At 72.4% G+C, this 24,862-nt stretch carries 22 protein-coding genes and 1 tRNA gene; 9 read left to right on the forward strand and 14 right to left on the reverse strand.

Annotated elements, in window-relative coordinates; translation table 11 throughout:
• Window positions 1-19 precede the first annotated feature (19 nt).
• From ACFFIC_RS05425 to ACFFIC_RS05450, 6 genes are all read right to left on the reverse strand, one after another.
• A complete protein-coding gene (locus ACFFIC_RS05425) occupies window positions 20-898 on the reverse strand; it encodes an ABC transporter permease (protein WP_377049119.1) in 879 nt (292 codons plus the stop codon).
• Window positions 895-1,842, reverse strand: coding sequence for an ABC transporter permease (locus tag ACFFIC_RS05430; protein ID WP_377049120.1), 948 nt, complete (start codon window positions 1,840-1,842; stop codon window positions 895-897). The genes ACFFIC_RS05425 and ACFFIC_RS05430 overlap by 4 nt, the downstream gene beginning before the upstream one ends.
• Window positions 1,843-1,845: 3 nt before the next feature.
• Entirely contained in the window at window positions 1,846-3,375 is a 1,530-nt protein-coding gene (locus ACFFIC_RS05435) for an ABC transporter substrate-binding protein (RefSeq protein WP_377049121.1), read from the reverse strand.
• Window positions 3,372-4,439 (reverse strand): ABC transporter ATP-binding protein, encoded by a 1,068-nt coding sequence (locus tag ACFFIC_RS05440; protein ID WP_377049122.1) that lies wholly within the window; start codon window positions 4,437-4,439, stop codon window positions 3,372-3,374. Before ACFFIC_RS05440 ends, ACFFIC_RS05435 begins: the two co-directional genes overlap by 4 nt.
• Window positions 4,436-5,416 carry an ABC transporter ATP-binding protein gene (locus tag ACFFIC_RS05445; protein ID WP_377049123.1) on the reverse strand — a complete coding sequence of 327 codons (981 nt, stop codon included), beginning with the start codon at window positions 5,414-5,416 and terminating at the stop codon, window positions 4,436-4,438. The genes ACFFIC_RS05440 and ACFFIC_RS05445 overlap by 4 nt, the downstream gene beginning before the upstream one ends.
• Window positions 5,417-5,489: 73 nt before the next feature.
• On the reverse strand, window positions 5,490-6,173 hold the full coding sequence (locus ACFFIC_RS05450; protein WP_377049124.1) for a GntR family transcriptional regulator: 684 nt from the start codon (window positions 6,171-6,173) through the stop codon (window positions 5,490-5,492).
• Window positions 6,174-6,363: 190 nt separating this feature from the next.
• Between ACFFIC_RS05450 and ACFFIC_RS05455 the strand changes: the two genes are divergently transcribed.
• The 3 genes from ACFFIC_RS05455 to ACFFIC_RS05465 are packed head-to-tail and all read left to right on the forward strand — an operon-like array spanning window position 6,364 to window position 10,470.
• Complete coding sequence (locus ACFFIC_RS05455; RefSeq protein ID WP_377049125.1) at window positions 6,364-7,389, forward strand: 4-hydroxyproline epimerase; 1,026 nt, start codon at window positions 6,364-6,366, stop codon at window positions 7,387-7,389.
• Between the two features lie 2 nt (window positions 7,390-7,391).
• Window positions 7,392-8,645, forward strand: a complete 1,254-nt coding sequence (locus tag ACFFIC_RS05460) for an NAD(P)/FAD-dependent oxidoreductase (RefSeq protein WP_377049283.1) — start codon at window positions 7,392-7,394, stop codon at window positions 8,643-8,645.
• Window positions 8,646-8,649: 4 nt separating this feature from the next.
• Window positions 8,650-10,470, forward strand: a complete 1,821-nt coding sequence (locus ACFFIC_RS05465; protein ID WP_377049126.1) for a gamma-glutamyltransferase family protein — start codon at window positions 8,650-8,652, stop codon at window positions 10,468-10,470.
• Between the two features lie 75 nt (window positions 10,471-10,545).
• Here the strand turns inward: ACFFIC_RS05465 and ACFFIC_RS05470 are convergent, their stop codons facing one another.
• The 3 genes from ACFFIC_RS05470 to ACFFIC_RS05480 form a co-directional block, all read right to left on the reverse strand.
• Window positions 10,546-11,571, reverse strand: coding sequence for a glycosyltransferase family 8 protein (locus ACFFIC_RS05470; protein WP_377049127.1), 1,026 nt, complete (start codon window positions 11,569-11,571; stop codon window positions 10,546-10,548).
• Window positions 11,572-11,582: 11 nt separating this feature from the next.
• Window positions 11,583-13,268: a hypothetical protein gene (locus ACFFIC_RS05475; RefSeq protein ID WP_377049128.1), complete on the reverse strand. Its 1,686-nt coding sequence runs from the start codon at window positions 13,266-13,268 to the stop codon at window positions 11,583-11,585.
• Between the two features lie 313 nt (window positions 13,269-13,581).
• The gene (locus ACFFIC_RS05480) at window positions 13,582-13,908 is read right to left on the reverse strand and encodes a YnfA family protein (protein ID WP_377049284.1); all 327 of its coding nucleotides are present in this window, start codon (window positions 13,906-13,908) and stop codon (window positions 13,582-13,584) included.
• 46 nt (window positions 13,909-13,954) lie between these two features.
• Between ACFFIC_RS05480 and ACFFIC_RS05485 the strand changes: the two genes are divergently transcribed.
• From ACFFIC_RS05485 to ACFFIC_RS05495, 3 genes are all read left to right on the forward strand, one after another.
• Window positions 13,955-14,656, forward strand: coding sequence for an ATP12 family chaperone protein (locus ACFFIC_RS05485; RefSeq protein WP_377049129.1), 702 nt, complete (start codon window positions 13,955-13,957; stop codon window positions 14,654-14,656).
• Window positions 14,653-14,928 carry an acylphosphatase gene (locus ACFFIC_RS05490; protein ID WP_377049130.1) on the forward strand — a complete coding sequence of 92 codons (276 nt, stop codon included), beginning with the start codon at window positions 14,653-14,655 and terminating at the stop codon, window positions 14,926-14,928. The genes ACFFIC_RS05485 and ACFFIC_RS05490 overlap by 4 nt, the downstream gene beginning before the upstream one ends.
• 69 nt (window positions 14,929-14,997) lie before the next feature.
• Window positions 14,998-15,195, forward strand: a complete 198-nt coding sequence (locus tag ACFFIC_RS05495) for a hypothetical protein (protein ID WP_377049131.1) — start codon at window positions 14,998-15,000, stop codon at window positions 15,193-15,195.
• Between the two features lie 4 nt (window positions 15,196-15,199).
• On the opposite strand, the gene mtgA is transcribed toward ACFFIC_RS05495, so the two are convergent.
• Window positions 15,200-15,907: a monofunctional biosynthetic peptidoglycan transglycosylase gene (gene mtgA, locus ACFFIC_RS05500; protein ID WP_377049132.1), complete on the reverse strand. Its 708-nt coding sequence runs from the start codon at window positions 15,905-15,907 to the stop codon at window positions 15,200-15,202.
• Window positions 15,908-16,253: 346 nt separating this feature from the next.
• Between mtgA and ACFFIC_RS05505 the strand changes: the two genes are divergently transcribed.
• Entirely contained in the window at window positions 16,254-17,630 is a 1,377-nt protein-coding gene (locus tag ACFFIC_RS05505; protein WP_377049133.1) for a DEAD/DEAH box helicase, read from the forward strand.
• Between the two features lie 50 nt (window positions 17,631-17,680).
• Here the strand turns inward: ACFFIC_RS05505 and ACFFIC_RS05510 are convergent, their stop codons facing one another.
• Complete coding sequence (locus ACFFIC_RS05510; RefSeq protein ID WP_377049134.1) at window positions 17,681-19,465, reverse strand: cation:proton antiporter domain-containing protein; 1,785 nt, start codon at window positions 19,463-19,465, stop codon at window positions 17,681-17,683.
• A gap of 167 nt (window positions 19,466-19,632) precedes the next feature.
• Window positions 19,633-20,328 (reverse strand): lipoyl(octanoyl) transferase LipB, encoded by a 696-nt coding sequence (gene lipB / locus ACFFIC_RS05515; RefSeq protein WP_377049135.1) that lies wholly within the window; start codon window positions 20,326-20,328, stop codon window positions 19,633-19,635.
• A gap of 23 nt (window positions 20,329-20,351) precedes the next feature.
• Between lipB and ACFFIC_RS05520 the strand changes: the two genes are divergently transcribed.
• Window positions 20,352-20,437, forward strand: a tRNA-Leu gene (locus ACFFIC_RS05520).
• Window positions 20,438-20,561: 124 nt separating this feature from the next.
• On the opposite strand, the gene ACFFIC_RS05525 is transcribed toward ACFFIC_RS05520, so the two are convergent.
• The gene (locus ACFFIC_RS05525) at window positions 20,562-20,750 is read right to left on the reverse strand and encodes a hypothetical protein (RefSeq protein WP_377049136.1); all 189 of its coding nucleotides are present in this window, start codon (window positions 20,748-20,750) and stop codon (window positions 20,562-20,564) included.
• Between the two features lie 94 nt (window positions 20,751-20,844).
• On the opposite strand from ACFFIC_RS05525, the gene ACFFIC_RS05530 reads away from it, so the two are divergent.
• Window positions 20,845-23,109, forward strand: a complete 2,265-nt coding sequence (locus ACFFIC_RS05530) for an NADP-dependent malic enzyme (protein WP_377049137.1) — start codon at window positions 20,845-20,847, stop codon at window positions 23,107-23,109.
• Between the two features lie 37 nt (window positions 23,110-23,146).
• Here ACFFIC_RS05530 and ACFFIC_RS05535 read toward each other — a convergent pair whose 3' ends face one another.
• A complete protein-coding gene (locus tag ACFFIC_RS05535) occupies window positions 23,147-24,838 on the reverse strand; it encodes a hypothetical protein (RefSeq protein ID WP_377049138.1) in 1,692 nt (563 codons plus the stop codon).
• Window positions 24,839-24,862 lie beyond the last annotated feature (24 nt).

The raw sequence follows: 24,862 nt of genomic DNA on the forward strand, positions 1-24,862 counted from the left end.
AGCGCCCTCCCCCGGCCAGTCAGCGGCCGCGGGCGCGCGGGTCCAGCGCGTCCCGCAGTCCGTCGCCGAGCAGGTTGATGGACAGCACCACGAGGAAGATCGCGAGCCCCGGGTAGATCGCCATCCAGGGCGCCTGGGTGAGGAAGCGCTGCGCCGCGTTCAGCATGGAGCCCCAGGACGGGTTGGGCGGCTGCTGGCCGAGGCCGAGGAAGGAGAGCGAGGCCTCGGCGATGATGGCTTCCGCGATGGCGAGGGTTGCCTGCACCAGCAGGGGCGGGACGATGTTGGGCAGGACATGCGCGAGCGCGATGCGCCAGGGCGGGTTGCCCAGCGCGCGGGCGGCCTCCACCCATTCCGTCGATTTCGCTTCCATCGCCATGCCGCGCGCGAGGCGCACGAAGATGGGGCTGGCGGAGATGGCGATGGCCAGCATCGCGTTCTCCAGCGCCGGGCCGAGGAAGGCGGCGAGGGCGATGGCGAGGATCAGGAAGGGCACCGAGAGCATGGCGTCGGTGACGCGGGAGATGATCGTGTCCACCCAGCCGCCCGCGAGGCCCGCCAGCAGGCCGAAGGGCACGCCGAGCAGCAGGGCGGCGGTGACCGAGAGACCGCCGGCCATCAGCGAGGCGCGCGAGCCCCAGAGCACGCGGGAGAGCACGTCGCGGCCGTTCTCGTCGGTGCCGAACCAGTGGAGTTCGGAGGGCGGCTTGCGGATGCGCGACCAGGAGGTGGCCACGGGGTCGTAGGGCGCGATCCAGGGGGCCAGCACCGCCGCCAGGATGAAGGCGAGGACGACCACCAGCCCCGCGACGGCCAGGCGGTGGCGCAGGAAGCGCCGCAGGGCGCGGCGGCCGGGGCTGTCGGCGCGCGGGACGGCACGGGCGGTGGTGGCGCTCATGCCGTGCGCAGCCTCGGGTTGATGGCCATGTAGAGCAGGTCCCCCACCAGGGAGAGGGAGACGAAGATGATGGCGGTGACCACCACCACGCCCTGCACCACCGGGTAGTCGCGGTTGAACACGGCGTCCACGATCAGCTTGCCGAAGCCGGGAATGGAGAAGATCTGCTCCGTCAGCACCGCGCCGGCCAGCAAGCGGCCGAGCTCGATGGTGCCGAGGGTGATCACGGGGATCAGGGCGTTGCGCAGCGCGTGGCGGCCGACCACCACGCGCTCGGGCAGGCCCTTGGCGCGGGCGGTGCGGACGTAGTCCTGGCCGAGCGCGCCGATCATCGCCGCGCGGGTGTGGCGCATGAACACGCCGGCGATGCCGCCGCCCAGCACGAAGGCGGGCATGATGGTGGTGGCGAGCGACTGTTGCCAGTCCTCCGTCAGCGGCACGTAGCCGGAGGGCGGCAGCCAGCCGAGCTGCACGCTGAACAGCAGGATCATCATGATCCCCAGCCAGAAGTTGGGCGTGGAGATGCCGGCCAGCGCGATGCCGTTGGCGGCCCAGTCCGCCGGGCGGTCGCGGTAGGCGGCGGAGATGATGCCGGCGGGGACGCCGATCGCGACCGAGATCACGAAGGCCATGAGGCCGAGTTGCAGGGTGACGGGCAGCTTCTCCAGGATCAGCTGCCCCACGGGCTGGCGGATGCGCCAGGAGAAGCCGAGGTCGCCGTGCAGCAGGCGCCAGAGCCAGGCGCCGTACTGCTCCCAGATCGGGCGGTCGAGCATCAGTTCGGCGCGGATCTCGGCCAGCACCTGCGGGTCGCCCCGCTCCTCCCCGGCCATGATGATGGCGGGGTCGCCGGGCATGAGCTGTTGCAGGGCGAAGATCAGGACCGAGAGGATCAGCAGGGTGGGGATGATCTGCCCCAGCCTGCGCAGCAGCCATCCCCACATGATCTAGCGCAGCCGCATGCCCTGGAGGCGGATCATGCCGTCCCCCAGCAGCGTGACGCCCTGGAGGCGCTGGGTGAAGGCGACGAAGAGCCTGGGGTGCCAGAGGAGGCTGCGCGCGCGGTCCCGTGTGAGCGCGATGTCGAAGGCCTGGGCGTAGAGGGTGGCGCGGCGGGCGGTGTCGCCGTCCGCGCGGGTCCGGTCGAGCAGCGCGTCCACCTCGGGGTTGGCATACTTGCCATCGTTCTGGGCGCCGCGGCTGTGGATGAAGGTCCAGACGTTGCCGTCCGGGTCGGGGCGGCCGGACCAGCCGCTGAGATAGGCCTGGAAGTCGCCGCGCGCGCCGGCCTGGAGGGCGGAGGCGAATTCGGTGGCGGCGATGCGCAGCTCGAAGCCGGCCTCGGCCAGCATGGACTGCATGACCTCCGCCACCTGCCGCATCTCCGGGCTGTTGGCGACCATCAGGTCCACCGGGAATGGGGTGCGGACGCCCGCTTCCCGCAGCAGGGCCTTGGCGCGATCGACGTTGCGGGTGGTGACGCGCAGGTCCTTCACGTGCATCGGCGATGCCGGGGGGATGGGTTGCGAGGCGGGGGTGTGCAGGCCCTCGAAGGCGACCTGGTTCAGCGCGTCGCGGTCGATGGCGAGGTCGAAGGCCCGGCGCACGCGCGCGTCCTGGCCGAGCGGCGTCTGGGCGCGGGGACCGCCGCCGATGTTGAAGATCACGTTCCAGTAGCCCTGGCCCTCGGCGGTCACCATGCTCAGCCGCCGGTCGCGGCGGACGGCGGGAACGTCGGCAAGGCTGGTGACCTCGATCAGGTCCATGGTGCCGGATTGCAGGTTGGCCAGGCGCGCGGTGCTGTCCACGATGGGCTGGAAGGTGACGCGGTTGAAGTGGAAGTTCGCGGCGTTCCAGTACTGGGGGAAGCGCTCCAGCACGATCCGGTCCTGGGCCACGCGCTCGACGAAGCGGAAGGGGCCGGCGCAGACGGGGCGGGCGCCGAAGTCGCGGCCGGCGGCCTCGGCGGCTTTGGGGGAGACCATCATGCCCGCGCGGTCGGCGAGCTGGGACAGGAAGGGGGCGGAGGGCTGCTTCAGCCGCAGCCGGACGTTCATGGGGTCCACCACCTCCACGCTCTCGAGGTCGGTGATCTCGCCGCGGCGGAAGCTGCCCTGCATGGTCAGGTGGCGCATCAGGGAATAGCGGACGGCCTCGGCGTCCAGCTTCTCGCCGTCGTGGAAGGTGACGCCCTCGCGCAGCGTGACCAGAAGGGTCTTGGGGTCCTCCCAACGGTAGCCGGTGGCGAGCTGGGGGACGATCTCCAGCCGCTCGTTGGTGTCGAAAAGCTTGTCGCAGAGGCTGGTGAAGACGATGCGGCCCACGAAGGAGCGGGCCAGCGTCGGGTCCATGATGTCGGGGTCCTCGCGCAGGCCGATGCGGAGGTTGGGCAGGTTCGTCGCCTGATTCTGGGCGTGGGCCGCACCCGTGGCGAGGGTGGCCGCGATGGCGAGGGGCGCGAGGAAGCGGGCGTTCATGCGGCGGTTCCGATGGTGGGGGCGGCGAAGAAGGCTTGCAGGCGGGCAAGGCGCTCGCCACCCGAGGGATGCGTGGCGGCGGGCATGGGGGGCAGCGTGTCCTGGAAGTGGCAGGCGGCGCGGTGGGATGGCGTAGCGGCGGTGGCGCCGGCAACGAGGGGCGGGTCCTGCTCGCGGCAGATGGCTTGCGCGTGCGGGCAGCGCGTGTGGAAGCGGCAGGCGGCGGGGGGCGAGATCGGGCTCGGCAGGTCGCCCTGCAGGGGCGGTCCCTTGGGGCCGCCGCCGGGCACCGAGGCCAGCAGGGCGCGGGAATAGGGATGGCGGGGGTTGCCGAAGACCTCCGCTGCCGGGCCTTCCTCCACGATGCGGCCGAGATACATGACCACCACGCGGTCCGCGACGTGGCGCACCACCGCGAGGTCGTGGCTGATGAGCACGAAGGCGAGGCGGAACTCGCGGATCAGGTCCTGCAGCAGGTTGATCACCTGCGCCTGCACGGAAACGTCGAGCGCGCTGACGGGCTCGTCGCCGACGATCAGGCGGGGGCCGCTGGCGAGCGCGCGGGCGATGGCGATGCGCTGGCGCTGGCCGCCGGAGAACTCGTGCGGCCAGCGGTCCGCGTGCTCCGGCCGCAGCCCGACGCGGGAAAGAAGCTCCTGCACGCGGGCGCGTTCCCCCGCGCGCGGCACGATGCCGTGCAGGCGCAGCGGCTCGGCCACCGCCTGCCCCACGGTCATGCGTGGGTCCAGGCTGGCATAGGGGTCCTGGAAGATCATCTGCATGTGCCGGCGCTGCTTGCGAAGCGCGGCGGGCGCCATGGCACGGAGATCGGTGCCGGCGAAGCGGACGCTGCCGGCATCGGGCTCCTCCAGCCGCAGCGCGAGGCGGCCGAGGGTGGATTTGCCGCAGCCGCTTTCCCCGACAACCGCGAGCACCTCGCCCTCCATCACGGAGAGCGAGACGCCGTCCACCGCGCGGACGGCGCCGCGCCGGCGGCCGAGGGCGTCGCGCACGGGGAAGTGGCGGGTGACGCCTTCGAGCTGAAGCAACGGGGCGTCGCTCACGCGGCCTCCAGGATCTGGTCCAGCGGCGCGCGGTGGCAGGCCGCGCGATGGCCGGGGCCGACATCGACCAGCGGGGGCACCGTGTCGCAGACGGCGATGCGGAAGGGGCAGCGGGTCTTGAAGCGGCAGCCCCCGGGCGGGTCGGCGAGGTCGGGCACGGTGCCCTCCACGGTCGCGAGCCGCGTGCCGCGCGGGCCGTCCAGGCGCGGCGCGGCGCCGAGCAGCCCGACGGTGTAGGGGTGCTGGGGGGTGGAGAGCACGCGGGCCGCGGGGCCGGTCTCGGCCACGCGGCCGGCATACATCACCACCACCTCGTCCGCGTGGTCCGCCACCACGCCGAGGTCGTGGGTGATGAGCAGCACGGCGGCGCCGGTTTCGCCGCGCATGTCGTCGAGCAGCGCGAGGATCTGCGCCTGCACCGTGACGTCCAGCGCGGTGGTGGGCTCGTCGGCGATCAGCACGCGCGGGCGGCAGGCCAGCGCCATGGCGATCATCACGCGCTGGCGCATGCCGCCCGAGAGCTGGTGCGGGTATTGCCGGGCGCGGCGCGCGGCCTCGGGGATGCGCACGGCCTCCAGCATGGCGGTGGCGGCCCGGGCGGCCTGGGCGCGGTCCAGGCCCTGGTGCAGGCGCAGCGCCTCCGCCACCTGGTCGCCGGCGGTGAAGACCGGGTTCAGGCTGGTCATCGGCTCCTGGAAGATCATGGCGAGGTCCGAGCCGCGGAGCTTGCGCCGCTCGTCCGGCGGCAGCTCGGCGATCTCGCGGCCTTCCAGGCGGATGGTGCCCTCCACGGTGGCGCTGGGTGGCAGCAGGCCCATGACGGCCAGCGAGGCCACGGACTTGCCGCAACCGCTCTCGCCCACGAGCGCCACGGTGCGCCCGGGGGGCAGGGAGAAGGAGATGCCGTCCAGCACGCGCAAGGGGCCGCGCTCGGTGGCGAAGGTGACGGCGAGGTCGCGCACTTCCAGCGCCTGCATGTTCATTCCGTGCTGCACTCGTGATCCGCCATGCCGGTGTGGCAGCAATCCCCGTGCCAGGGACGCGGCATCCTCAGTCACCCGCCTCGGCCACGGCGATCATCCGCAGCAGGTCCTGCTTCACCTCCATCACGTGCTGGTGGGTGAAGCGGGCGGCGTCCTCCGCCGCGCCGCGGCGGCAAAGGGCGAGCAGTTCGGCGTGCTCGGCCTTCGCCCGCTCCGTGCCGCCTGCGGCGAGTTGCAGGCGGGTGTAGCGGTCGGTGTTGGCGAGCAGCGCGCGCACCAGGGCAAGTGTCTGCGGGCGCCCGGCGGGGCGGTAGAGGGCGAGGTGGTACTCGGTGTTCAGCTCGCCCCAGGCGTTGAGATCGGCGCGGTCGATGGCGGCGGCGTAGTCCGAGAGGATGCGCGCGGCCTCGGCCAGCGTGTCCTCGCCCATGCGCGGCACGGCGCGGCGGATCAGGTCGGGCTCCAGCATGGCGCGCAGGTCGAACAGCTCCGCGATGTCCTCCGTGGAGAGGGTGCTGACCACGGCGCCGCGATGCGGGTGGATGGTCACCAGCCCTTCGGCCGCGAGTTGGCGGAAGGATTCGCGCAGCGGGATGCGGCTGATGCCGAATTCCTCGGCCAGGGCGTCCTGGCGCAGTGCCTCGCCCGCGCCGAACTCACCGGCCAGGATGCGGCGGCGCAGCTCCTCGGTGGCGGATTCCACGACGGTCTGCCGGCGGAGGCGGCGCGGAGCCTGGCCTGTTCCGGGCATCAGGGCAGCCCACGGCGGCGCCTGGGGAGGATTGCGATGGCCTTGGTCCCCGAGCGTGCTGCGTTGCCCGCCAATCCCTTGTCCTGCCCGCCCCACGATGCAAACCCATGCAAAGGGCAAGGGAGGCAAGCTGTCAATTGGATAAAATGTCCCCTATAGCCGTGGCGCCGCTTGAGGGAGAGCCGCGGGAATGCAGGGGATCGAGACGCCGGTGCCGCCGGGCAACCACACCTTCTCCTGCATCGACGGCCACACCTGCGGAAACCCCGTCCGCCTCGTCACCGGGGGCGCGCCGCATCTGCGCGGCGAGACGATGAGCGAGCGGCGGCAGGACTTCCTCGCCCACCACGACTGGGTGCGCCGCTCCCTGATGTTCGAGCCGCGCGGGCACAGCGTGATGTCCGGCTCCATCCTCTACCCGCCGACGCGCGGGGATTGCGACGTGGCGATCCTGTTCATCGAGGTGTCGGGCTGCCTGCCGATGTGCGGGCACGGCACCATCGGCACCGTGACCATGGCCATCGAGAACGGCCTCGCCCGGCCGGCGAAGGAGGGCGAGCTGCGGCTCGATGCGCCGGCGGGGCGGATCGTCGCCACCTATGAGCGGCGCGGCGAGCACGTGGACAGCGTGCGCATCCGCAACATCGCCTCCTTTCTCGCTCTGCCGGAGGTGGAGGTGGAGATGCCGGGGATGGGGCGCCTCCGGGTGGACATCGCCTATGGCGGCAACTTCTACGCCATCGTGGAGCCGCAGCCCGGTTTCGCGGGGCTGGAGGATCTCTCGGCCGACGACGTGCTGCGGCTGAGCCCGGAGCTGCGGCGGCGGCTGAACGCGGCCGTGGAGGTGGTGCATCCCGACGATCCCACCATCGCCGGCGTCAGCCACGTGATGTGGACGGGCAGGCCGCGCGATCCCCGCGCCCACGCGCGCAACGCGGTGTTCTACGGTGACCGCGCGGTGGATCGCTCCCCCTGCGGCACCGGCACTTCGGCGCGCATGGCGCAGCTCGCGGCGCGCGGGGCGCTCTCGGTGGGGGACGAGTTCATCCATGAGAGCATCATCGGCACGCTGTTCGACGGACGCGTGGAGGACCGCGCGGTGGTGGGCAACCACCCCGCCATCGTGCCGAGCATCGCGGGCTGGGCGCGCACGCATGGCATCAACACCATTTTCGTGAACGAGCGCGATCCGTTGCGCGCGGGCTTTCTCGTGTGAGCATGCCCGTCGCCGTGATCGGCGCGGGCGTGGTGGGAGTGGCCTGCGCGCGGGCGCTGCAGCGCGCCGGGCACGCGGTGATGCTGGTGGACCCCGCGCCGCCCGGCTCGCTCTGCTCCACGGGAAATGCCGGGCACATCGCGATCGAGGCGGTGAGCCCCCTCGCCCGGCCCGGCGTGCTGGCGGGGGTGCCGCGGATGCTGGCCGACCCGCTGGGGCCGCTGACGCTGCGCGCGCGCGGGCTGCCGCGCATGCTGCCCTGGATGCTCCGCTTCGCCGCCGCCGCGCGGCCCGCGCGGGTGCGGGCGGGAACGGCGGCGCTGGCCGGGCTGCTCGGCACCTCGGTCGCAGATTGGCTGGCGGCGCTGGACACCCCCGCCTTGGCCGCCCTGCTGCGGCGGGAGGGGGCGCTGGCGGTGAGCGAGACGCCCGCGGGGCTCGCCGCCGCGCGGGCGGAGGCCGCGATCATGGCCGCGCATGGCGTGCGGCTGGAGGCGCTGGGCCCGGCCGAGGTCGCGGCGCGGCTGCCCGCCCTGGCGGTGCCGGCCACGGGCGGGCAATGGTTCCCCGATGCCATGCACGCGGTGAACCCGCAGCGCCTGGTGCGGGACCTGGCGGCGCGGGTGGTGGCGGATGGCGGGTCGCTGCTGGCGCTCCCCGTCACGGGCTTTCGCGCAGCGGAGGGGCGCGTGGCCGCCATCCGCACGCCGGCGGGGGAGCGGCCGGTCTCGGCCGTGGTGCTGGCGGCCGGGCTGGCCAGCGCGGGGCTGGCGGGACAGCTGGGGCTGCACCTGCCGATCACGGCGGAGCGGGGCTACCACGCCATGCTGCCGGCCGGTGCCGCCGCGATCCCCTGCCCCGTGTCCTTTGCCGAGCGCGGCTTCATCGCGACGCCCATGGAGCACGGGCTGCGCCTGGCCGGCACGGTGGAACTCGGGGCGGCCGGGCGGGCGCCGGACTGGTCGCGCGCCGATGTGCTGGTGCGGCACGCGCATGCGCTGTTCGGCACCGGGGCCGGGGCGGAGTCGCGCTGGCGGGGCGACCGGCCGACCCTGCCGGACTACCTGCCCGCCATCGGCCGCGTGCCGGGGCTTGCGAACGCCGTGGTGGCGGCGGGGCACCAGCACCTCGGGCTGACGCTGGCGGCCTCCACCGCGCGCATCGTCGCGGCCCTGCTGACGGGCGGCGCGCCCGGTGCCGACCTGCGACCCTTCGATCCCGCTCGCTTCACCCGTGCGCGACGCCAAAGGACCTGATTCCATGCCCGGCTTCACCACCCGCCCCGAGCTTCGCGGCACCTTCGGCGCCGTTTCCTCCACGCACTGGCTCGCCTCGGGGGTGGGCATGGGCGTGCTGGAGCGCGGCGGGAACGCCTTCGACGCCGCGGCGGCGGCGGCCTTCGTGCTGCAGGTGGTGGAGCCGCACCTGAACGGGCCGGGCGGCGACGCGCCGATCATCGCCTGCCCCGCCGGGGCTTCGGAGCCGGTGGTGATCTGCGGCCAGGGTCCCTCCCCGGCCGCCGCCACCATGGACCGGCTCGTCGGGATGGGGCTGGATTTGGTGCCGGGCTCGGGGCTGCTGCCGGCCTGCGTGCCCGGGGCCTTCGGCGCCTGGATGACCCTGCTGCGCGACCACGGCACCCTTCCGCTGCGGGAGGTGCTGGCGCCCGCCATCGCCTATGCGCGGGACGGGCACCCGCTGGTGCCCCGCATCCCCGCCGCGATCGCCGCGGTGAAGGAGCTGTTCGAGGCGCATTGGCCCACCTCCGCCGCCATCTGGCTGCCGGGCGGGGCCGTGCCGGAGAGCGGGCGGCTGTTCCGCAACCCCGCTTTGGCCGAAACCTTCGAGCGGCTGCTGACGGATGCCGAGACGGCGGATGGGCGCGAGGCGCAGATCGGGCGCGCGCTGGATTACTGGTACCGCGGCCCGGTGGCCGAGGCGGTGGACCGCTTCTACCGCGAGGCGGAGATCTGGGACGTGTCGGGCCGCCGCAACCGGAGCCTGCTGACCGGGCAGGACATGGCGGACTGGGTGGTGCCGGTGGAGCGGCCCGTTCATGCCGATTACGGGCGCTTCCGCGTGTTCAAGTGCGGTGCCTGGAGCCAGGGGCCCTCCTTCCTCCAGGCACTGGGGATGCTGTCGGGGCTGGGGCTGGACGGGATGGACCCGCTCGGGCCCGATTTCGTCCATGTCACGGCGGAGGCCATCAAGCTGGCCTTCGCGGACCGCGACTGCTGGTACGGCGACAGCGCGCCGGTGCCGCTGGAGGCGCTTCTTTCCCCGGCCTATCTGGCGGCGCGCGGGGCGCTGATCGGGGAGCGGGCTTCCGACGCGTTCCGGCCGGGCAGCCCGGGCGGGCAGGCGCCCGTGCTGCCGCCGCTGCGCCCGGCCGGGACGCTGCGCGAGCCGCGGGTCGGCACGGGGGAGCCGACGGTCGCGAAGGAGGACGCGCGGGGCGAGGCGCCGACCACGGCGGGCGGCACGCACCGGGGCGACACCTGCCACGTGGACGTGGTGGACCGGTGGGGCAACATGGTGGCGGCCACGCCCTCCGGCGGATGGCTGCAATCCAGCCCGGCGGTGCCCGGCCTCGGCTTCGCGCTCACGGTGCGCGGGCAGATGTTCTGGCTGAAGCCGGGGCTCGCTTCCTCCATGGCGCCGCGGGTCCGGCCGCGCACCACGCTGACGCCGAGCTTCGCCTTCCGCGACGGCAAGCCCTACCTCGCCTTCGGCACGCCGGGCGGCGACCAGCAGGAGCAGTGGTCCCTCCTGCTGTTCCTGCACCACGCCCACCACGGCATGAACCTGCAGGAGGCGATCGACGCACCGGCCTTCCACACGGACCACGCCCCTTCCTCCTTCTGGCCGCGCGAGACGGCACACGGCACGCTGACGCTGGAAAGCCGCTTCCCCGAGGCGACGGTGTCGGAGCTTCGCCGCCGCGGGCACCAGGTGACGCTGGGCGACGCATGGTCGGAGGGGCGCCTCTCGGCCTGCGCGAGGGAGGCGGACGGAGAGGCGCACGTGGTCAAGGCCGCGGCCAATCCTCGGGGAATGCAGGGCTACGCGGTGGCGCGCTGAAGGAGGCCGCCGGCGCGACATGCCGCCCGTCTGCCGGTGGCCGGGGACGGACCGGCCAGCGGCCGCGCCTGCCCGTCAGATGATGCGGCGCAGGCGGATGTAATAGGGAAGCAGCCCGGGCGCGTGCCGCTTGAGCGTTTTGCAGACCATGTTGTGCGGGTACTTGTCCGACGGACGGCGGCCCCGCCAGAAGGTCTGCGCGAGGTAGTGCTGGTAGAGGGGCTTGAAGGGGTGCTCGCTCATGTAGTTCCACGGGCGCCCCCAGCCCGTGAAATGGATGATGCGTCCGGCCATGGCCGCGGGCGGGGCCGGCTTGTAGAAGTACAGGTCGCCCTTCACGCCGCAGCCGAAGCTGGGCGTCTGCACGTTCCATTCGTTGCCCAACGGCTTCCAGCTGTCCCGCAGAACCCAGTTGAGGGCGCACTGGTCCCCCCAGGTCAACAGGTCCGGGTGTTCTCTGGCGAAGTCGATGACCTGCTGGCCGACATTCTCCCGGCGCCAGCGGTCCAGGTCGATCAGCATGACGCCGGAGTTGAAGTAGAGCGCGGTCTTGGGAAGATCGAGCACGTGGAGGACGACCCCCGCGTCGCCCCCCGTGTCCGGGCATGCGGCGGCGATGTTGTTTCCGAGGGGGGCGTCCCACATGTCCGCCAGGTCGGACCGCACCAGCAGGTCGCAATCGAGATAAACGATGCGCCGGACGGAGGGGGGGAGGATTTCGCCGACCAGCACCCGGTAATAGGAGCTGGGGGGAAGCGAGACGGAGGTCTTGAGCTGGCGGACGGTGCTGTCCGCAACGCTGATGAACTCCACCCTGGAGGCATCCGCCTTGAGCGCGTCCTCCACATGTCCGCGCATGGTGAAGCCGGGTGGCACGAGGACGTGCACCTGGACCGGCCGTGACCGGCAGCTCGCGAAGAGCGACATGAGCATGACGGTGAGATGCTGGGCATAGTTGTCGTCGGTCGCCGCGACGACGTGGATCGTCCCGGCAGGCACCGCGCTCGGCATCGGCGCGCGGCCGGATGCCAAGCCGCGCGCGCCGTCGCGGCCGGCCTGGACGAGTTCGGGGGGCAGTTGGTCGTCCGTCTGGATGGGCATCGTGCCGGGGCCTATGGCGCTGCGTGCCGCATGGTGGCGGTGGGCGCCACCAGCTGGCGCACGGCATCGCAGCTGGCGGGTGGCTCTCCCCGCGGCTCGTCCCAGGCATAGCCGGTCAGGGACGGTGCCGGGTCCAGGCGCCGGGCATTGGCCGCCAGGAACGTCAGCGTCTCGGGCGGCAGCCATTCGAGGAACGGCTCGTAGGTGAGGATGACGCCGTTGCGGAAGCAGGCCAGGAGCGTGCGCACCGAAGCGTCGTTGCTGATGGTCGGCGTTCCCGTGCGGAAATCGCGCGTGAACTCGTCCGGCGGCGTGTTCTCGAGAAGCCGGGTCTTGCTGAGCACGATGTCGGGCCGCGCAACGTGGTAGTCGGCGAGGAGGTCGTCGTCGACGACGAGAACATCGGCGCGGCGGACCAGCGGCCGCAGCTGGTCCCGGGCCAGCATCCAGCTCTGGTCGCGGCTGTCGCGGACCCGGTCCGCGTTCGGGAGGATCAGGGCGCGGGCGGGCCGTTCGAACACCGGGACCGCCTTGAAGACCAGAAGGGCGGCGAAGCAGCAGATGCCTGCCCGGGCCAGCCGGGCGGCGCGCGGCGCCCGCCGCCTCACCAGCGCGGCGGCCCGGTCGCCGACAAAGGTGAGGAGCGGCCATGCGGCCATGGCCCAGAGGCAGGCGAGCAAGGGGAGCAGGTAGGACATGTACCGGATCAGCTTCATCCCGGCGAAGGAATGGACGATGATCCCGACAAACAGCAGCGTCGCGCAGAAGAGGGCGGGCAAGGGATAGAAAAGAAACGCCACCACGGCGGCGAATGGCAGCAGGTCCATCAGCAGCCCGAAGCTGCGCGTGAGCTCGTGGTAGTAATACTTGTAGTTGTTGCGCTCGGGCTCGGCCCAAAGGACGGCGGCGCGGTAGAGCTCCCACATCCTGCCCAGGATTCCCGTTTCCAGGGCCACGAAGCCGACCAGTGCGGCGGACAGGAGCAGAAGGCCCAGGGCGGCCAACCGGGCGCGCCACGAAAGGCGTTCCCGCAGCCGCCAGCCCGTGACGAGCGCCGCCCAGGTCAGGAGGCCCAGGATGCCGACGGCGCTGACGATCTGCAGTCTCGCGGCTTCGGCCAGCAGGAGGATCGCGAGCAGGGCCGCCGGCAGGCTCCGCCATGATGGCTTCGCTGCGGTCACAACCCCGTAGATGAGGATAGCGCCGCTCAGGAACAGCAGGGATTGCAGGGTGTAGAAGCGGATCAGCACCGAAACGTCGAGGGCCGGTGCCATGATGGCCAGCATCGAGGCGGCGATCAGCGCGGGCCCCCTGCCGACATTGGATCTCAGCCAGGCATAAGCGCAGGCCACGATGCCCGCGCCGCAGACGAGTGCGGGAAGGCGCGCGGCGAGCAGCGTGTCGCCGAAGACCTTGAGGGAGGCGGCGACCAGATAGGTGAAATCGGCGGATCGCAGGTAAACGCCGGAGAAAATCGAAAGCGTGCCGTGGTCCAGATAAGACCGGGCGGCATAGAGATGCAAAAGGTCATCGGGATGGGGCGGCAGGCCGGCCTGGTCGATGATGCGGATCGAAAGCGCCACCGCGAAGACCATGACGGTTTCGAGAATCGCGATGCCTGGCCAGGACGATGCCGCGGCGCGCTGGAAACTGCCGTTCGGAAGGGCGACCGATCCGTAACGCCCATCGCCGTTCACGGCGGATTCAATTCAAAGGATTGGATAGGCGGAAAGGTGTTCACGTAATCCTCTGTTCGGCATTCACCCGGCTTGAAGCGCCGGCACCGGGGCAACGCTGGATTACCAAGCGTTCATCTCGGCTTTTATGTTTGTGGCGCGATGATGGCGGCTCAAACGTTACGGGGCAATCTCCTGACGCGGACAAATACGCGCCCGAGGCGTATCGCTTCTGACCTCTCCGTGAGCGCTCCGGCGAGGGCGCTTTCTTCCCGGCCGGGACGTGGCCTTCGCCGGTGCCGCCACCCGCACGGGAGGAGCCGGACGGGGCGCCTCAGCGCTCCGCGCCGCCCCAGAGGATCACGCCCGTTCCGGCCAGGCACAGAACCGTACCGCCGAGGTCCCACCGGTCGGGAACGCGCCCTTCCACGGCCCAGAGCCAGGCCAGGGAAGCCGCCACATAGACGCCGCCATAGGCCGCATAGGCGCGGCCCGCGGCGGCGGCTTCGGACAGGGTCAGCAGCCAGGCGAAGGCGATGAGCGAGGCGGTGCCGGGCAGCAGCACCCAGCCCGGCCAGCCCAGGCGCCGCCAGCCCCAGAGGGCGAAGCAGCCCCCGATCTCGGCCAGCGCGGCCGCGGCATAAACCATCACGCTTCCCATGCCGCGCAGCTTGCCACGGTGCCCCCCGGCACCCCAATTGCCGCGCATGAAGCGATTCTGGGAACAAGCCGCCGTCCAGCCCGTTGACCAGGGCTGGGGCATCGCCCTCGACGGCCGCCCGCTGCGCCTGCCGGGCGGCACCACGCTGCACCTGCCGAGCCTCCCCCTGGCGGAGGCGGTGGCCGCCGAATGGGACAGCGCCGGCGGCGGCAAGGGCCGGGAAATGAGCATGGAGGAGGTGCCGCTGACGCGCCTCGTCGGCACCGCCGTGGACCGGATCGCGCCCGACCCGGCGCCCAGCGCCGCCGCCATCGCCGAATATGCCGAGAGCGACCTGCTCTGCTACCGCGCCGAGGACCGGCGGCTGGCGGCGATGCAGGCCGAGAGCTGGCAGCCGATCTTGGATTGGGCGGCGTTGCAGCACGACGCGCCGCTGCGCGTCACCACGGGGATCGTCCATGTGGCGCAGCCCCCCGATTCGCTGCACGCGCTGCACGCGGCGGTGGCGGCCCATTCGCCCTTCGGGCTTTCCGCGCTCGGCATCGCCGTGCCGGCCATGGGCAGCGTGGTGCTGGGCCTCGCGCTCTCGGCCGGACGGATCGGCCCGGGGGAGGCGCACCGGCTGGCCATGATCGACGAGACTTACCAGGAGTCCTTCTGGGGCACCGATTCCGAGGCCGAGGCACGGCGCGTGCGGATCGCGGCCGACATCGCTCTCGCCGCCCGCCTGCTGGAGCTGTCCAGGTGACGCCGCGCCTGCTGCGCATCCGGGGCCGCGTGCAGGGCGTGGGCTACCGGGACTGGCTGGTGGAACGGGCGCGGGCGGCCGGGCTCAGCGGCTGGGTGCGCAACCGGGCGGATGGTTCCGTGGAGGCGCTGCTCGACGGGGGCGAGGACGCGATCGGCGCCGTGCTGCTGGCCGCGCGCCGGGGCCCGCCGGCCGCGCGGGTGGACGAGATCGACGAAAGCTTCGGCCCGCGGCCGGAGGAGCCGGGATTCCGCAAGCGCCCGACGCTCTGATCCGGGTGCCGCCGTGGGCATCCCTGCCGCCGCCCGGGCGTTCCCCTGGTTGCAACCCAGGAGGCGATGATGAGCGACAAGCCGGACCCCGCGCCCAAGCCCGCCGAGGGGGATGAGACTCACACCGAGGGCGGGGCGCCCACGGACGCGGCGCATGAGGAGGATGGCGACGGCACCTTGTCGGGCTCCGTGCCGGCCGGGCTGAGTTCGCGCGAGCTGCGGGAACTGGCCGAGAGCGGCAAGACCGACGACGGCGGCACGGGCTGATCGCCTAGCGCAGGCAGTCCAGGAGGGGCCCGAGTTGCCCCACGCGCCGCTCGATCACGGCGGCCCGGCGCAGGACGTGGTCCGAGGGCCGGGCCGCCGACCAGTTCAGGGGGCTCGGCAGCACGGCGGCCAGGCGCGCCGCCTCTCTTGCCGTCAGGGCGGAGGCGGGCTTGTTGAAGTGGGCGCGCGCGGCGGCCTCGGCGCCATAGAGGCCCGGGCCGAACTCCACGATGTTGAGGTAGACCTCCATCACCCGGCGTTTGGGCCAGAGGAGGGCCACCTGCGGGGTCAGCCAGGCCTCGATGGCCTTTCGCAGGGGATCGCGCCCGGGCCAGAGGAGCAGGTTCTTGGCGGTCTGCATGGTGATGGTGCTGGCCCCGCGCGGGCGCTCGCCTTCCCACCAGGCCTCCGCCTCCCCGCGCAGGGCGCCTAGGTCGAAGCCGAAGGGTTCCCGGCAGAACAGGTTGTCCTCCGCCGCGACCACGGACTCGGCCAGAGCCGGGGCAATGGAGGCGAGCGGCACCCAGTCCCGGCGCATTTCGTGGCCCTGCACGGACCGTATCAGCATCAGCGGCGTGACCGGCGGGGGAACGAAGAGGAACAGGGCGATCACCGCCGGCGGCAGCAGCAGGAACGCAAGGGCGATGCGCGCGAGCCGCTTCCGCCATCCTGGCCCGCGCGGCGAGCGGTGAAGGGGTTCCTGCCATCCCATGCTTCCCTGCTGGCCGCAGCGGTTCCGCGGGTCAAGGGCGCCGGCAGCGCTCGGGATCGCCGTGACGGGCTGCCGGGCGAGCCGGGTGAGCGTTCCGCCATCCGCGACCCTTTGTCGCCGGAGGCGGTTCCATCTTGCACCGCAGCACGGAAGGCCTCATATGTTGGCCGTGCCCGGCCTCATGCCGTGGCCACGCCCCGGCCGCGTGAGACGGCCGCCCCGCGCAATGATGCGCGCGGCCCTGACCGGGGCGTCCGATCTTCCGATACCCTTGGATGCGACCGGACACGCGGGGCGCCTCCACCCGCCTCTGGCAGCCCGGGATGGGCCGCCCCGATTGGAATTCATGACACAGTTCAACGAGCTCGGCCTCGCCGCGCCCCTTCTGCGCGCGCTTGAGGAAGAGGGTTACACCACCCCCACCCCGATTCAGTCCCAGGCCATTCCGGCGGCGCTTTCCGGGCGCGACGTGCTGGGCATCGCGCAGACCGGCACGGGCAAGACGGCGGCCTTCTCCCTGCCGATCCTCAACCACATCGCCAACAACCCGCGCCGCATGCCGGCCGGCACCTGCCGCGTGCTGATCCTCTCCCCGACCCGCGAGCTGGCCTCGCAGATCCACGAGAGCGTGCGCGCCTATGGCCGCCACATCCGGCCGCGCACCGCCATCATCTTCGGCGGCGTGCCGGAGAACCCGCAGAAGCGGGCGATGTCCACGGGCGTCGACATCCTGATCGCGACGCCGGGCCGGCTGATGGACCTGATCAACCAGCGCGCCGTGCGGCTCGACGGGATCGAGGTGCTGGTGCTGGACGAGGCCGACCAGATGCTCGACCGCGGCTTCTGGCCGCAGATCCGCAAGCTGGCGGGGATGCTGCCGAAGCAGCGCCACACGATGTTCTTCTCGGCCACCATGCCGGACGACATCGCCAAGCTGGCCAAGGAGCTGATGCCCGACCCCGTGCGCGTGGAGGTGACGCCCGTCGCCACCACGGCGGAGCGCGTCAACCAGCGCGTGATCCACACCCGCGCCGACGGCAAGCGCGCCATCCTGGCCGACCTGCTGCGCGGCGAGAGCGTGGGCCGCGCGCTCGTGTTCTCCCGCACCAAGCACGGCGCGGACCGCATCGTGAAGCAGCTCGAGCAGGACGGGCTGAACGCCGGCGCCATCCACGGCAACAAGAGCCAGGGCCAGCGCGAGCGGGCGCTGGACGCCTTCAAGCGCGGCACCGCGCCGATCCTGGTGGCGACCGACATCGCCGCCCGCGGCATCGACGTGGACGGCGTGACGCACGTCATCCAGTACGACCTGCCGGAGGTTCCCGAAACCTATGTGCACCGCATCGGCCGCACGGCCCGCGCGGGCGCCTCGGGCGAGGCAGTGGCGCTGGTGGCGCCGGACGAGGTCGCCTACCTGCGTGCCGTCGAGAAGCTGACGCGCCAGCAGGTGCCGGCCGAGGGCGACATTCCGACCGGCCCCGTGCCGCGCCCGCCGTCCCGCCAGCAGCAGCGCGGGCCGCGCCGCGATGGCGGCGGCGGCTTTGGCGGTGGTGGCCGGGGGGCGCCGCAGCGCCAGGGCCAGGGCCGTCCCGGTGGTCCGTCCCAGGGGCGTCCGGGTGGGCAGGGCCGCCCCGGTGGCGGGGGCCAGCGCCGGCCGGAAACGGTGGGCGGGGAGCGCAAGGACCGCTCCTGGCGCGAGAGCGACTTCCGCGACGGCCGGTGAACGGCGCTGCGAACGGATGAAGGGCGCCCCTCGGGGCGCCCTTTTTTCGTTCAGGGCAGCCCTTGCAGCTCGGTGCCGGCCGCGTGCTCCAGCATCCGGCGGGCGACCTCGCTCTCGCTGAGGACCACCTTGTCGGCGCCGAGCCTGGCCAGGTGTTCCGCGGCGGCATCGGAATGGGCGCGGGCCGTGATCTCCAGCGTGGGGTTGAGGGCGCGCGCCTGCTCCACGACCTGCCCGGCCTCGAAGGCCTCGGGCACCGTGACGAACAGGCGGCGCGCGCTGGGCAGGGCGGCGGCGGCCAGCACGTCGGGGTTGGCGGCGTTGCCGAGCACGGTGGGCAGGCCGTCGGCGCGGGCGGCGGAGGCGGTGGCTTCGGCATCCTCGAAGACCAGCACGGGGCGCCCGGCCCGGAGCAGGCCGGCGACGACGCGCGACCCGACCCGGCCGTAGCCCACCACCACGTCGTGGTCCTCCATGCCCAGATGGTCCTCCAGGTTGGGGTCGCCTTCGGTTGGCGGCCGGTCTGGCGCGGCTCCGGGCAGCGCGGCGGTGGCGGCAGGCTCGCGCGCGGGAGCGGGCGAAGGCTCCGGCGGCGCGGGGGCAGGCTCGACCACGGGGGCGGCCGGACGGGCGGCGGGCCGTGCCGCGACCGCCGCCCGGCGCTTCTCCACGAGGGCGAAGAGAAAGGGGTTGATCAGGATGGACAGGATGGCGCCCGCCAGCACGAGGTCCCTCCCCTCCGGCGGCAGCAGGCCGAGCGTGCCGCCGAGGCCGGCCAGGATGAAGGAGAACTCGCCGATCTGCGCGAGGCTGGCCGAGATGGTCAGCGCCGTGGAGGAGGGGTGCCCGAAGGCCCGGACGATCACGAAGGCGGCCGCCGACTTGCCGACAACGATGATGCCCAGCACCGCCAGCACCGCCAGCGGGGCCGTGAGGAGGATGGCGGGATTGACCAGCATGCCGACCGAGACGAAGAACAGCACCGCGAAGGCATCGCGGAGCGGCATCGCCTCCTCGGCCGCGCGCTGGGAAAGCGGGCTCTCGCCCATCACCATGCCGGCGAAGAAGGCGCCCAGCGCGAAGGACACCCCGAACAGCTCCGAGGCGAGGAAGGCCACCCCGAGCGCGACGGCATAGACCGCGAGCCGGAACAGCTCGCGCGAGCCGGTATGGGCCGCCAGGTGCATCACCCAGGGGATCACCCGCCGCCCGGCCACCAGCATGATCGCGACAAAGGCCGCGACCTTGCCCAGCGTGACGGCGAGGGTGATCGCGAGGTCGCCGAAGGAAAGGGCGGCCGATCCCTTCAGCACGGGGGCCAGGGCCGGCAGCAGCACGAGGGCGAGGACCATGGCGAGGTCCTCCACGATCAGCCACCCGATCGCGATCCGGCCGCGCTCCGTTTCCGAGATGCGGCGCTCCTGCAGGGCGCGGATCAGAACCACCGTTGAGGCGACCGACAGCGACAGACCGAAGACCAGGCCCCCCCCGATTCCCCAGTTGAACAGCCAGCCCAGCCCCATGCCCAGCAGGGTGGCGACGAGGATCTGCCCGATCGCGCCCGGCACGGCGATGCCGCGCACCGCCATCAGGTCCTTGAGGGAGAAGTGCAGGCCGACGGCGAACATCAGCAGGATCACGCCGATCTCGGCGAGCTGGTTCGCCAGGTCCTGGTCCGCGACGTAGCCGGGCGTGAAGGGCCCGACCACGACGCCGGCCAGGAGATATCCGACCAGCGGCGACACGCGCAGCCGGTTGGCGAGCATGCCGAAGATGAAGGCCAGCAGGAGGCCGACGGCGATGATGGCGATCAGCGGGGTGTGGTGCTCGGGCAATGAACGGTCCTGTTCCGGGATGCGCGGCGGAGGTTACAGGCAAGTCATGCGCGCGGCCACCGACAAGCCCGTGACGTCAGGGTTTTTTCTCGGAGCCACGGGCCGCAGCCTGATTTTATCGCCAAAATCTCGGATCGGTGTCGTGGTTTTTCCAGATTATTCCCGCCTTATCCGAAAACCTCGGGCCATGTGGCGCGAAGGGCGGAATCCACCTCCTCCATGGTCGCGGTGATCCCCAGCGCGTGCAGGCTGGTGACGCCGTGGCCGCTGATGCCGCAGGGGATGATGCCGCCGAAATGCGAAAGGTCCGGCTCCACGTTCAGCGCGATGCCGTGCCAGGACACCCATCGGGACACCCGGACGCCGATGGCGCCGATCTTGGACTCGGTGCCGGCCGTCCGGTCCTCCACCCAGATGCCGACCCGGCCCTCGCGCCGCTCGCCACGGATGTTGAAGCGGTCCAGCGCGCGGATCATCCATTCCTCCAGGCCATGGACATAGGCGCGCACATCCCGCGCGGGGACGCTGCCGTGGGGCCGGGTGAGGTCCAGCATCACGTAGGCGGTGCGCTGGCCCGGGCCATGATAGGTCCACTGGCCGCCGCGCCCGGCCTCGAAGGTGGGGAAGCGGTGGTCGAGCAGCCCCTCGGCGCGGGCGGAGGTGCCTGCGGTGTAGGAGGGCGGGTGCTCCACCAGCCAGACCGCTTCCCCGGCCGTGCCGGCGCGTATCCCGGCCGCGCGCTGCTCCATCGCGGCCAGGGCCTCGGGCACGGAAACGCGGCCGTCGGAGATCAGCCAGGATATCGCCGGATCGGAAATCCTGCGGTCGGAGGGCTCGACCCCCGTTGCTGCCGCCGCGCTCATCGGTTATACGCCGCCGCCTGCCTGCGGTCATGGCGGAATGGTAGACGCGCCAGCTTGAGGTGCTGGTGGGGGAAACCCCGTGGAAGTTCGAATCTTCTTGACCGCACCAGCGCCCTCCTCAAACCACCATGGGGCCAGCGAGGCACCCGCCGGCGCCATGTAGCGCGGCCGGGCCGCCGCTCCCAGGGGCCGGCTGGTCCTCCCTTATCCGGTTCTCAGGCCTTATCCGGTTCTCAGGCGCTTTCGCGGTCTTCCGGCCGCCGGTTCACCATGCCCGTGCCGTTGCAGGCGATGCAGGGCTTGCCGATCAGCTCGCCCGCGCCCTCGCATTCCGGGCACACGACCTCGTCGGTGCCCGGCGTTCCCGCCGGGGCCTCGTCACCGGGGCGCATGATGCGCTTGCCGCCGGATGGTTCCGCCATCGCCGCCTCCATTTCGAATGCCAGGGGCCAACGCCGCGCGGGGGGCACCGGTTCCCGGCTGGCGCCGAGGCGTTCGCGGCGCCATAACCGGGGCATGGACGAGGATTTCCGCAAAGCCGCGCTCGACTATCACCGGCTGCCGAGGCCGGGAAAGCTGAGCATCGAGCCGACCAAGCGCATGGCCACCCAGCGCGACCTGGGCCTGGCCTACTCGCCGGGGGTCGCGGCGGCCTGCATGGAGATCGCGGGCGACCCCTCCAAGGCCTATGACTACACCACCCGCGGCAACATGGTCGCGGTCATCACCAACGGCACGGCGGTGCTGGGGCTCGGCGCCATCGGCGCGCTGGCGTCGAAGCCGGTGATGGAGGGCAAGGCGGTCCTCTTCAAGAAGTTCGCCAACATCGACTCCATCGACATCGAGGTGGACGAGCGCGACCCCGAAAGGTTCGTCGAGGCCGTGGCGGTGCTGGAGCCCTCCTTCGGCGCCATCAACCTCGAGGACATCAAGGCGCCGGAGTGCTTCGAGATCGAGCGCTCGCTCCGCGCGCGGATGAAGATCCCTGTTTTCCACGACGACCAGCACGGCACGGCGATCATCGTGGCGGCGGCGGTGCGCAACGGGCTCGTGCTGCAGGGCAAGGGGCTCTCGGAGGCCAGGATCGTCACCTCCGGCGGCGGAGCGGCGGCGCTGGCCTGCCTGGACCTGCTGGTGGCCATGGGCGCCCGGCGCGACAACATCACGGTCTGCGACATCGAGGGCGTGGTCTACGAGGGCCGCGAGGTCCTGATGGACCCCTACAAGTCGCGCTACGCCCGCGCGACCAATGCCCGGACGCTGGCCGATGCGCTGCCGGACGCGGACGTGTTCCTGGGGCTTTCCGCGCCGCGCGTGCTGAAGGCGGAATGGCTGCCGGGCATGGCGCCGAGCCCGCTGATCCTGGCGCTGGCCAATCCCGAGCCGGAGATCCTGCCCGAGGCGGTGCGCGCGGCCCGGCCGGATGCGATCGTGGCCACGGGACGGTCCGACTACCCGAACCAGGTCAACAACGTCCTCTGCTTCCCCTTCATCTTCCGCGGCGCCCTCGATGCCGGCGCCACCACCATCAACGAGGAGATGAAGGTGGCCGCCGTGGAGGCCATCGCCCGCCTCGCGCGCGCCGAGGCGAGCGAGGTGGTGGTCGCGGCCTATGGCGGGCAGGCGCCGATCTTCGGGGCCGACTACATCATCCCCAAGCCCTTCGACCCCCGCCTGATCCTGGAGATCGCGCCGGCGGTGGCGCGCGCCGCCATGGACACCGGCGTCGCCACCCGGCCCATCGCCGACTTCGCGGCCTACAAGCGGGAGCTGGAGCGCTTCGTGTTCCGCTCGGGCGACCTGATGCGCCCGGTTTTCGCCGCCGCCCGCAATGCCGGCCACCGCATCGCCTATGCCGAGGGCGAGGACGAGCGGACGCTTCGCGCCGTGCAGACCGTGCTGGACGAGGGGATCGCCGAGCCCGTGCTGATCGGCCGGCGCGAGGTGATCACCGAGAAGGTCCGCAGCATGGGGCTGCGCATGGACCTCGAGGACAGCGTGACGGTGATCGACCCAGACGCCGATGCCGAGCTGGCCGAGGCGCTGCTGCCGCTCTACCAGGGCAAGGTCGGCCGGCGCGGCATTCCGCCGGACGCGGCGGCGCGGGCCCTTCGGACCCGCCCGACGGTTGCGGCCACCCTGCTGCTGGAAGCCGGGCGCGTGGACGCGGCCATCGTGGGCGGCACGGGCGAGTGGATGACCCACTGGCACCAGGCCTTCGACATCGTGGGCAAGCGCCCCGACGTGAACAGGGTTTACGCCATGACCGGCGTGATCCTGCCGGCCGGGGCCCTGTTCTTCGTGGACACCCACCTGCTGCTGGAGCCCAATGCCGAGCAGGTGGCGGAAATGACGCTGCTGGCCGCCGAGCAGGTGCGTGCCTTCGGCGCCACCCCGCGCGTGGCGCTGCTGTCGCATTCGTCCTTCGGTGCCTCGGACGCGCCCTCGGCCCGCAAGATGCGGCACGCCCTGCGCCTGATCCAGGAGCGCGACCCGGCGCTGGAGGTGGATGGCGAGATGCACGCCGACGCCGCGCTGGAGCCCGCGATCCGCGACCGCGCGATCAAGGATGGGCGGCTGACCGGCTCGGCCAACCTGCTGGTGTTCCCCAACCTCGATTCCGCCAACATCGCCTACAACCTGCTGAAGGCGGCGGCGGATGGGCTGCAGCTCGGCCCGATGCTGCTGGGCATGAACAAGCCCGTGCACGTGATGGTGCCGACCACCACGGCGCGGGGCATCGTGAACCTCTCGGCCCTGGCCGCGGCCCACCCGGGCTGAGGCCCGCCGGCCCGCAAGGGGCCGGCCGGGCCGGTGTTCAGCGCGCGGGCGGGGTGGCGCGCGCGGTGAGGTTGAGCTCGCGCACGGCCTGCTCGGGCGGCATGCCCGCGAAGCCCACCGCCTCCAGGAAGGCGACGGGCTTGGGCGGGCGGATGGTCAGCTCGATGGTGCCGAGGTCGCGCGCGAAGCTGGCCAGGGCCTCGCGGATGCGGGTGACGCCGGGCGCCTCCTTGCCGCGGCCGGCGCCGGGCAGCGGGGTGCGCATCGCCATCTGGGCGTAGCGGTCGCGAAGCTGGCGCTCCGGCACCCGCTCCTGCGCCGCCTGCCGGGCGATCAGGGCGCGGAGCAGGCCGAGATCGGTGTAGCGCAGCCCCATGCCCGCGACCGACCAGTTGGCCATCAGCGCCATGGGGTCGTCGGCCACGGGCTGGCCGGGCACGGGCACGTCGAAGCCGCGCACGTCCATGGACAGGCCGAATCGGCCCATGCCCGTCGCGTCGATGGCGAAGGGCTCGACGGCCAGCCGCTCGTCCTTGCGGCTCAGGCGCGTGTCGATGCCGATGGCGGCCTGGATCTGCTTGTAGCCCAGCGAGTCCAGCCAGGCGCCTCCGTATTCCGCCGGCAGGTCGATGGTCAGCCCATCCACGCCAAGGTGGCCCAGCTCGGTGCCGGGCACGGCCGTGTCCCAGGTGTTCAGGCCCCGGATGGCGGCGATGCGCAGCACCGGTGTGCCGCCCAGCGCGACGGCGATGCCCTCGATGGCGCCCGTCTGGTCCTGACCGGGGGACGACTGGGGTGGGTTGAGGTCGTTGGCGATGGCATAGGCCGTGTCGCGCCCGGCGACGCCGGAGAGGCCGATCCGCCCGACCTCCGCGGTGAAGGGGCCGCTGCCGGGGGCGGCGCCCTCGACCGCCAGGCCCTCCACCGCCAGGGCGGAGAGGCGCCCCTCGCCCCAGTTGTCGAGCTGCGTGCGCCCGAGGCGGAAGCGGACGTCGTCCTTCTCCACGGACACCTCCAGGCCTTCCAGGAGGGCGCTGTCGGCGGCCAGGGCCCAAGGGTCGAAGGGCTGGCCCAGGCGCGGCACGGCCGCCCCGGCCAGGCGGGCGCGGCCGAGCTGGATGCGGGTCTCGCCATCCCGCCTGTCGGTGAAGCGGAGGCCCTCCAGCACGGCCTCGCGCACGCTGCCCGGGGCGTAGCCGGCGATGCTGAGGCGGCCGAGTTCGGCGCCCGACCTGTCGGCGGCCTCCACCCGCAGGCCCTCGGCCACGGCTTCCTCCACCGCGGCGGCCGACCAGTCCACGCCGGGGCCGCCGGCGAGGGCGGGGAGCAGGAGCGAGGAGGCCACGACCCGGGCGGCAGTGAGGGTGTTGGACCGGGCGGGGTCGTTGTTCGGCGAATCCACCCGCACCGCCGTGAACACGGCGCGGCCGACGCGGTCGGCCCGGAGGTCGTTGAAGGTGGCTTCCTCGGCCGAGATGCGCTCCTTGCCGCGCCGGATGGCCACCCCCTGCAAGCGGGCCTGTCCGGTCACGGGATCGATGCTGCGGCTGCGCCATTCCAGCGCGGAGTCGGGCCCGAGCCCGGCGCGCAGGCGGGCGGCGGCGGCGTCGAACTGGCGCTCCCCTTCCGCCTGGGCGAGGGCACCGATGGCCGCGGGCAGGACAAGGCCACCCAGGTGAAGGCCACCGAGGGAGAGGCAGGTGGCAAGCAGCAGGCTGCGGCGGCGCATGGCGGGTCGGCGGCTCCTTTGATC

The sequence above is a fragment of the Muricoccus vinaceus genome (assembly GCF_042433125.1).
Taxonomy (GTDB): Bacteria; Pseudomonadota; Alphaproteobacteria; order Acetobacterales; family Acetobacteraceae; genus Roseomonas; species Roseomonas vinacea.

What these genes read in the sequence shown, in the direction of transcription:
- ACFFIC_RS05425 (WP_377049119.1), bottom strand. Translation starts at nt 898, where the DNA reads ATGAGCGCCACCACCGCCCGTGCCGTCCCGCGCGCCGACAGCCCCGGC.
- ACFFIC_RS05430 (WP_377049120.1), bottom strand. Translation starts at nt 1,842, where the DNA reads ATGTGGGGATGGCTGCTGCGCAGGCTGGGGCAGATCATCCCCACCCTG.
- ACFFIC_RS05435 (WP_377049121.1), bottom strand. Translation starts at nt 3,375, where the DNA reads ATGAACGCCCGCTTCCTCGCGCCCCTCGCCATCGCGGCCACCCTCGCC.
- ACFFIC_RS05445 (WP_377049123.1), bottom strand. Translation starts at nt 5,416, where the DNA reads ATGCAGGCGCTGGAAGTGCGCGACCTCGCCGTCACCTTCGCCACCGAG.
- ACFFIC_RS05450 (WP_377049124.1), bottom strand. Translation starts at nt 6,173, where the DNA reads ATGCCCGGAACAGGCCAGGCTCCGCGCCGCCTCCGCCGGCAGACCGTC.
- ACFFIC_RS05455 (WP_377049125.1), top strand. Translation starts at nt 6,364, where the DNA reads ATGCAGGGGATCGAGACGCCGGTGCCGCCGGGCAACCACACCTTCTCC.
- ACFFIC_RS05460 (WP_377049283.1), top strand. Translation starts at nt 7,392, where the DNA reads ATGCCCGTCGCCGTGATCGGCGCGGGCGTGGTGGGAGTGGCCTGCGCG.
- ACFFIC_RS05465 (WP_377049126.1), top strand. Translation starts at nt 8,650, where the DNA reads ATGCCCGGCTTCACCACCCGCCCCGAGCTTCGCGGCACCTTCGGCGCC.
- ACFFIC_RS05470 (WP_377049127.1), bottom strand. Translation starts at nt 11,571, where the DNA reads ATGCCCATCCAGACGGACGACCAACTGCCCCCCGAACTCGTCCAGGCC.
- ACFFIC_RS05480 (WP_377049284.1), bottom strand. Translation starts at nt 13,908, where the DNA reads ATGGGAAGCGTGATGGTTTATGCCGCGGCCGCGCTGGCCGAGATCGGG.
- ACFFIC_RS05485 (WP_377049129.1), top strand. Translation starts at nt 13,955, where the DNA reads ATGAAGCGATTCTGGGAACAAGCCGCCGTCCAGCCCGTTGACCAGGGC.
- ACFFIC_RS05495 (WP_377049131.1), top strand. Translation starts at nt 14,998, where the DNA reads ATGAGCGACAAGCCGGACCCCGCGCCCAAGCCCGCCGAGGGGGATGAG.
- mtgA (WP_377049132.1), bottom strand. Translation starts at nt 15,907, where the DNA reads ATGGGATGGCAGGAACCCCTTCACCGCTCGCCGCGCGGGCCAGGATGG.
- ACFFIC_RS05505 (WP_377049133.1), top strand. Translation starts at nt 16,254, where the DNA reads ATGACACAGTTCAACGAGCTCGGCCTCGCCGCGCCCCTTCTGCGCGCG.
- lipB (WP_377049135.1), bottom strand. Translation starts at nt 20,328, where the DNA reads ATGAGCGCGGCGGCAGCAACGGGGGTCGAGCCCTCCGACCGCAGGATT.
- ACFFIC_RS05525 (WP_377049136.1), bottom strand. Translation starts at nt 20,750, where the DNA reads ATGGCGGAACCATCCGGCGGCAAGCGCATCATGCGCCCCGGTGACGAG.
- ACFFIC_RS05530 (WP_377049137.1), top strand. Translation starts at nt 20,845, where the DNA reads ATGGACGAGGATTTCCGCAAAGCCGCGCTCGACTATCACCGGCTGCCG.
- ACFFIC_RS05535 (WP_377049138.1), bottom strand. Translation starts at nt 24,838, where the DNA reads ATGCGCCGCCGCAGCCTGCTGCTTGCCACCTGCCTCTCCCTCGGTGGC.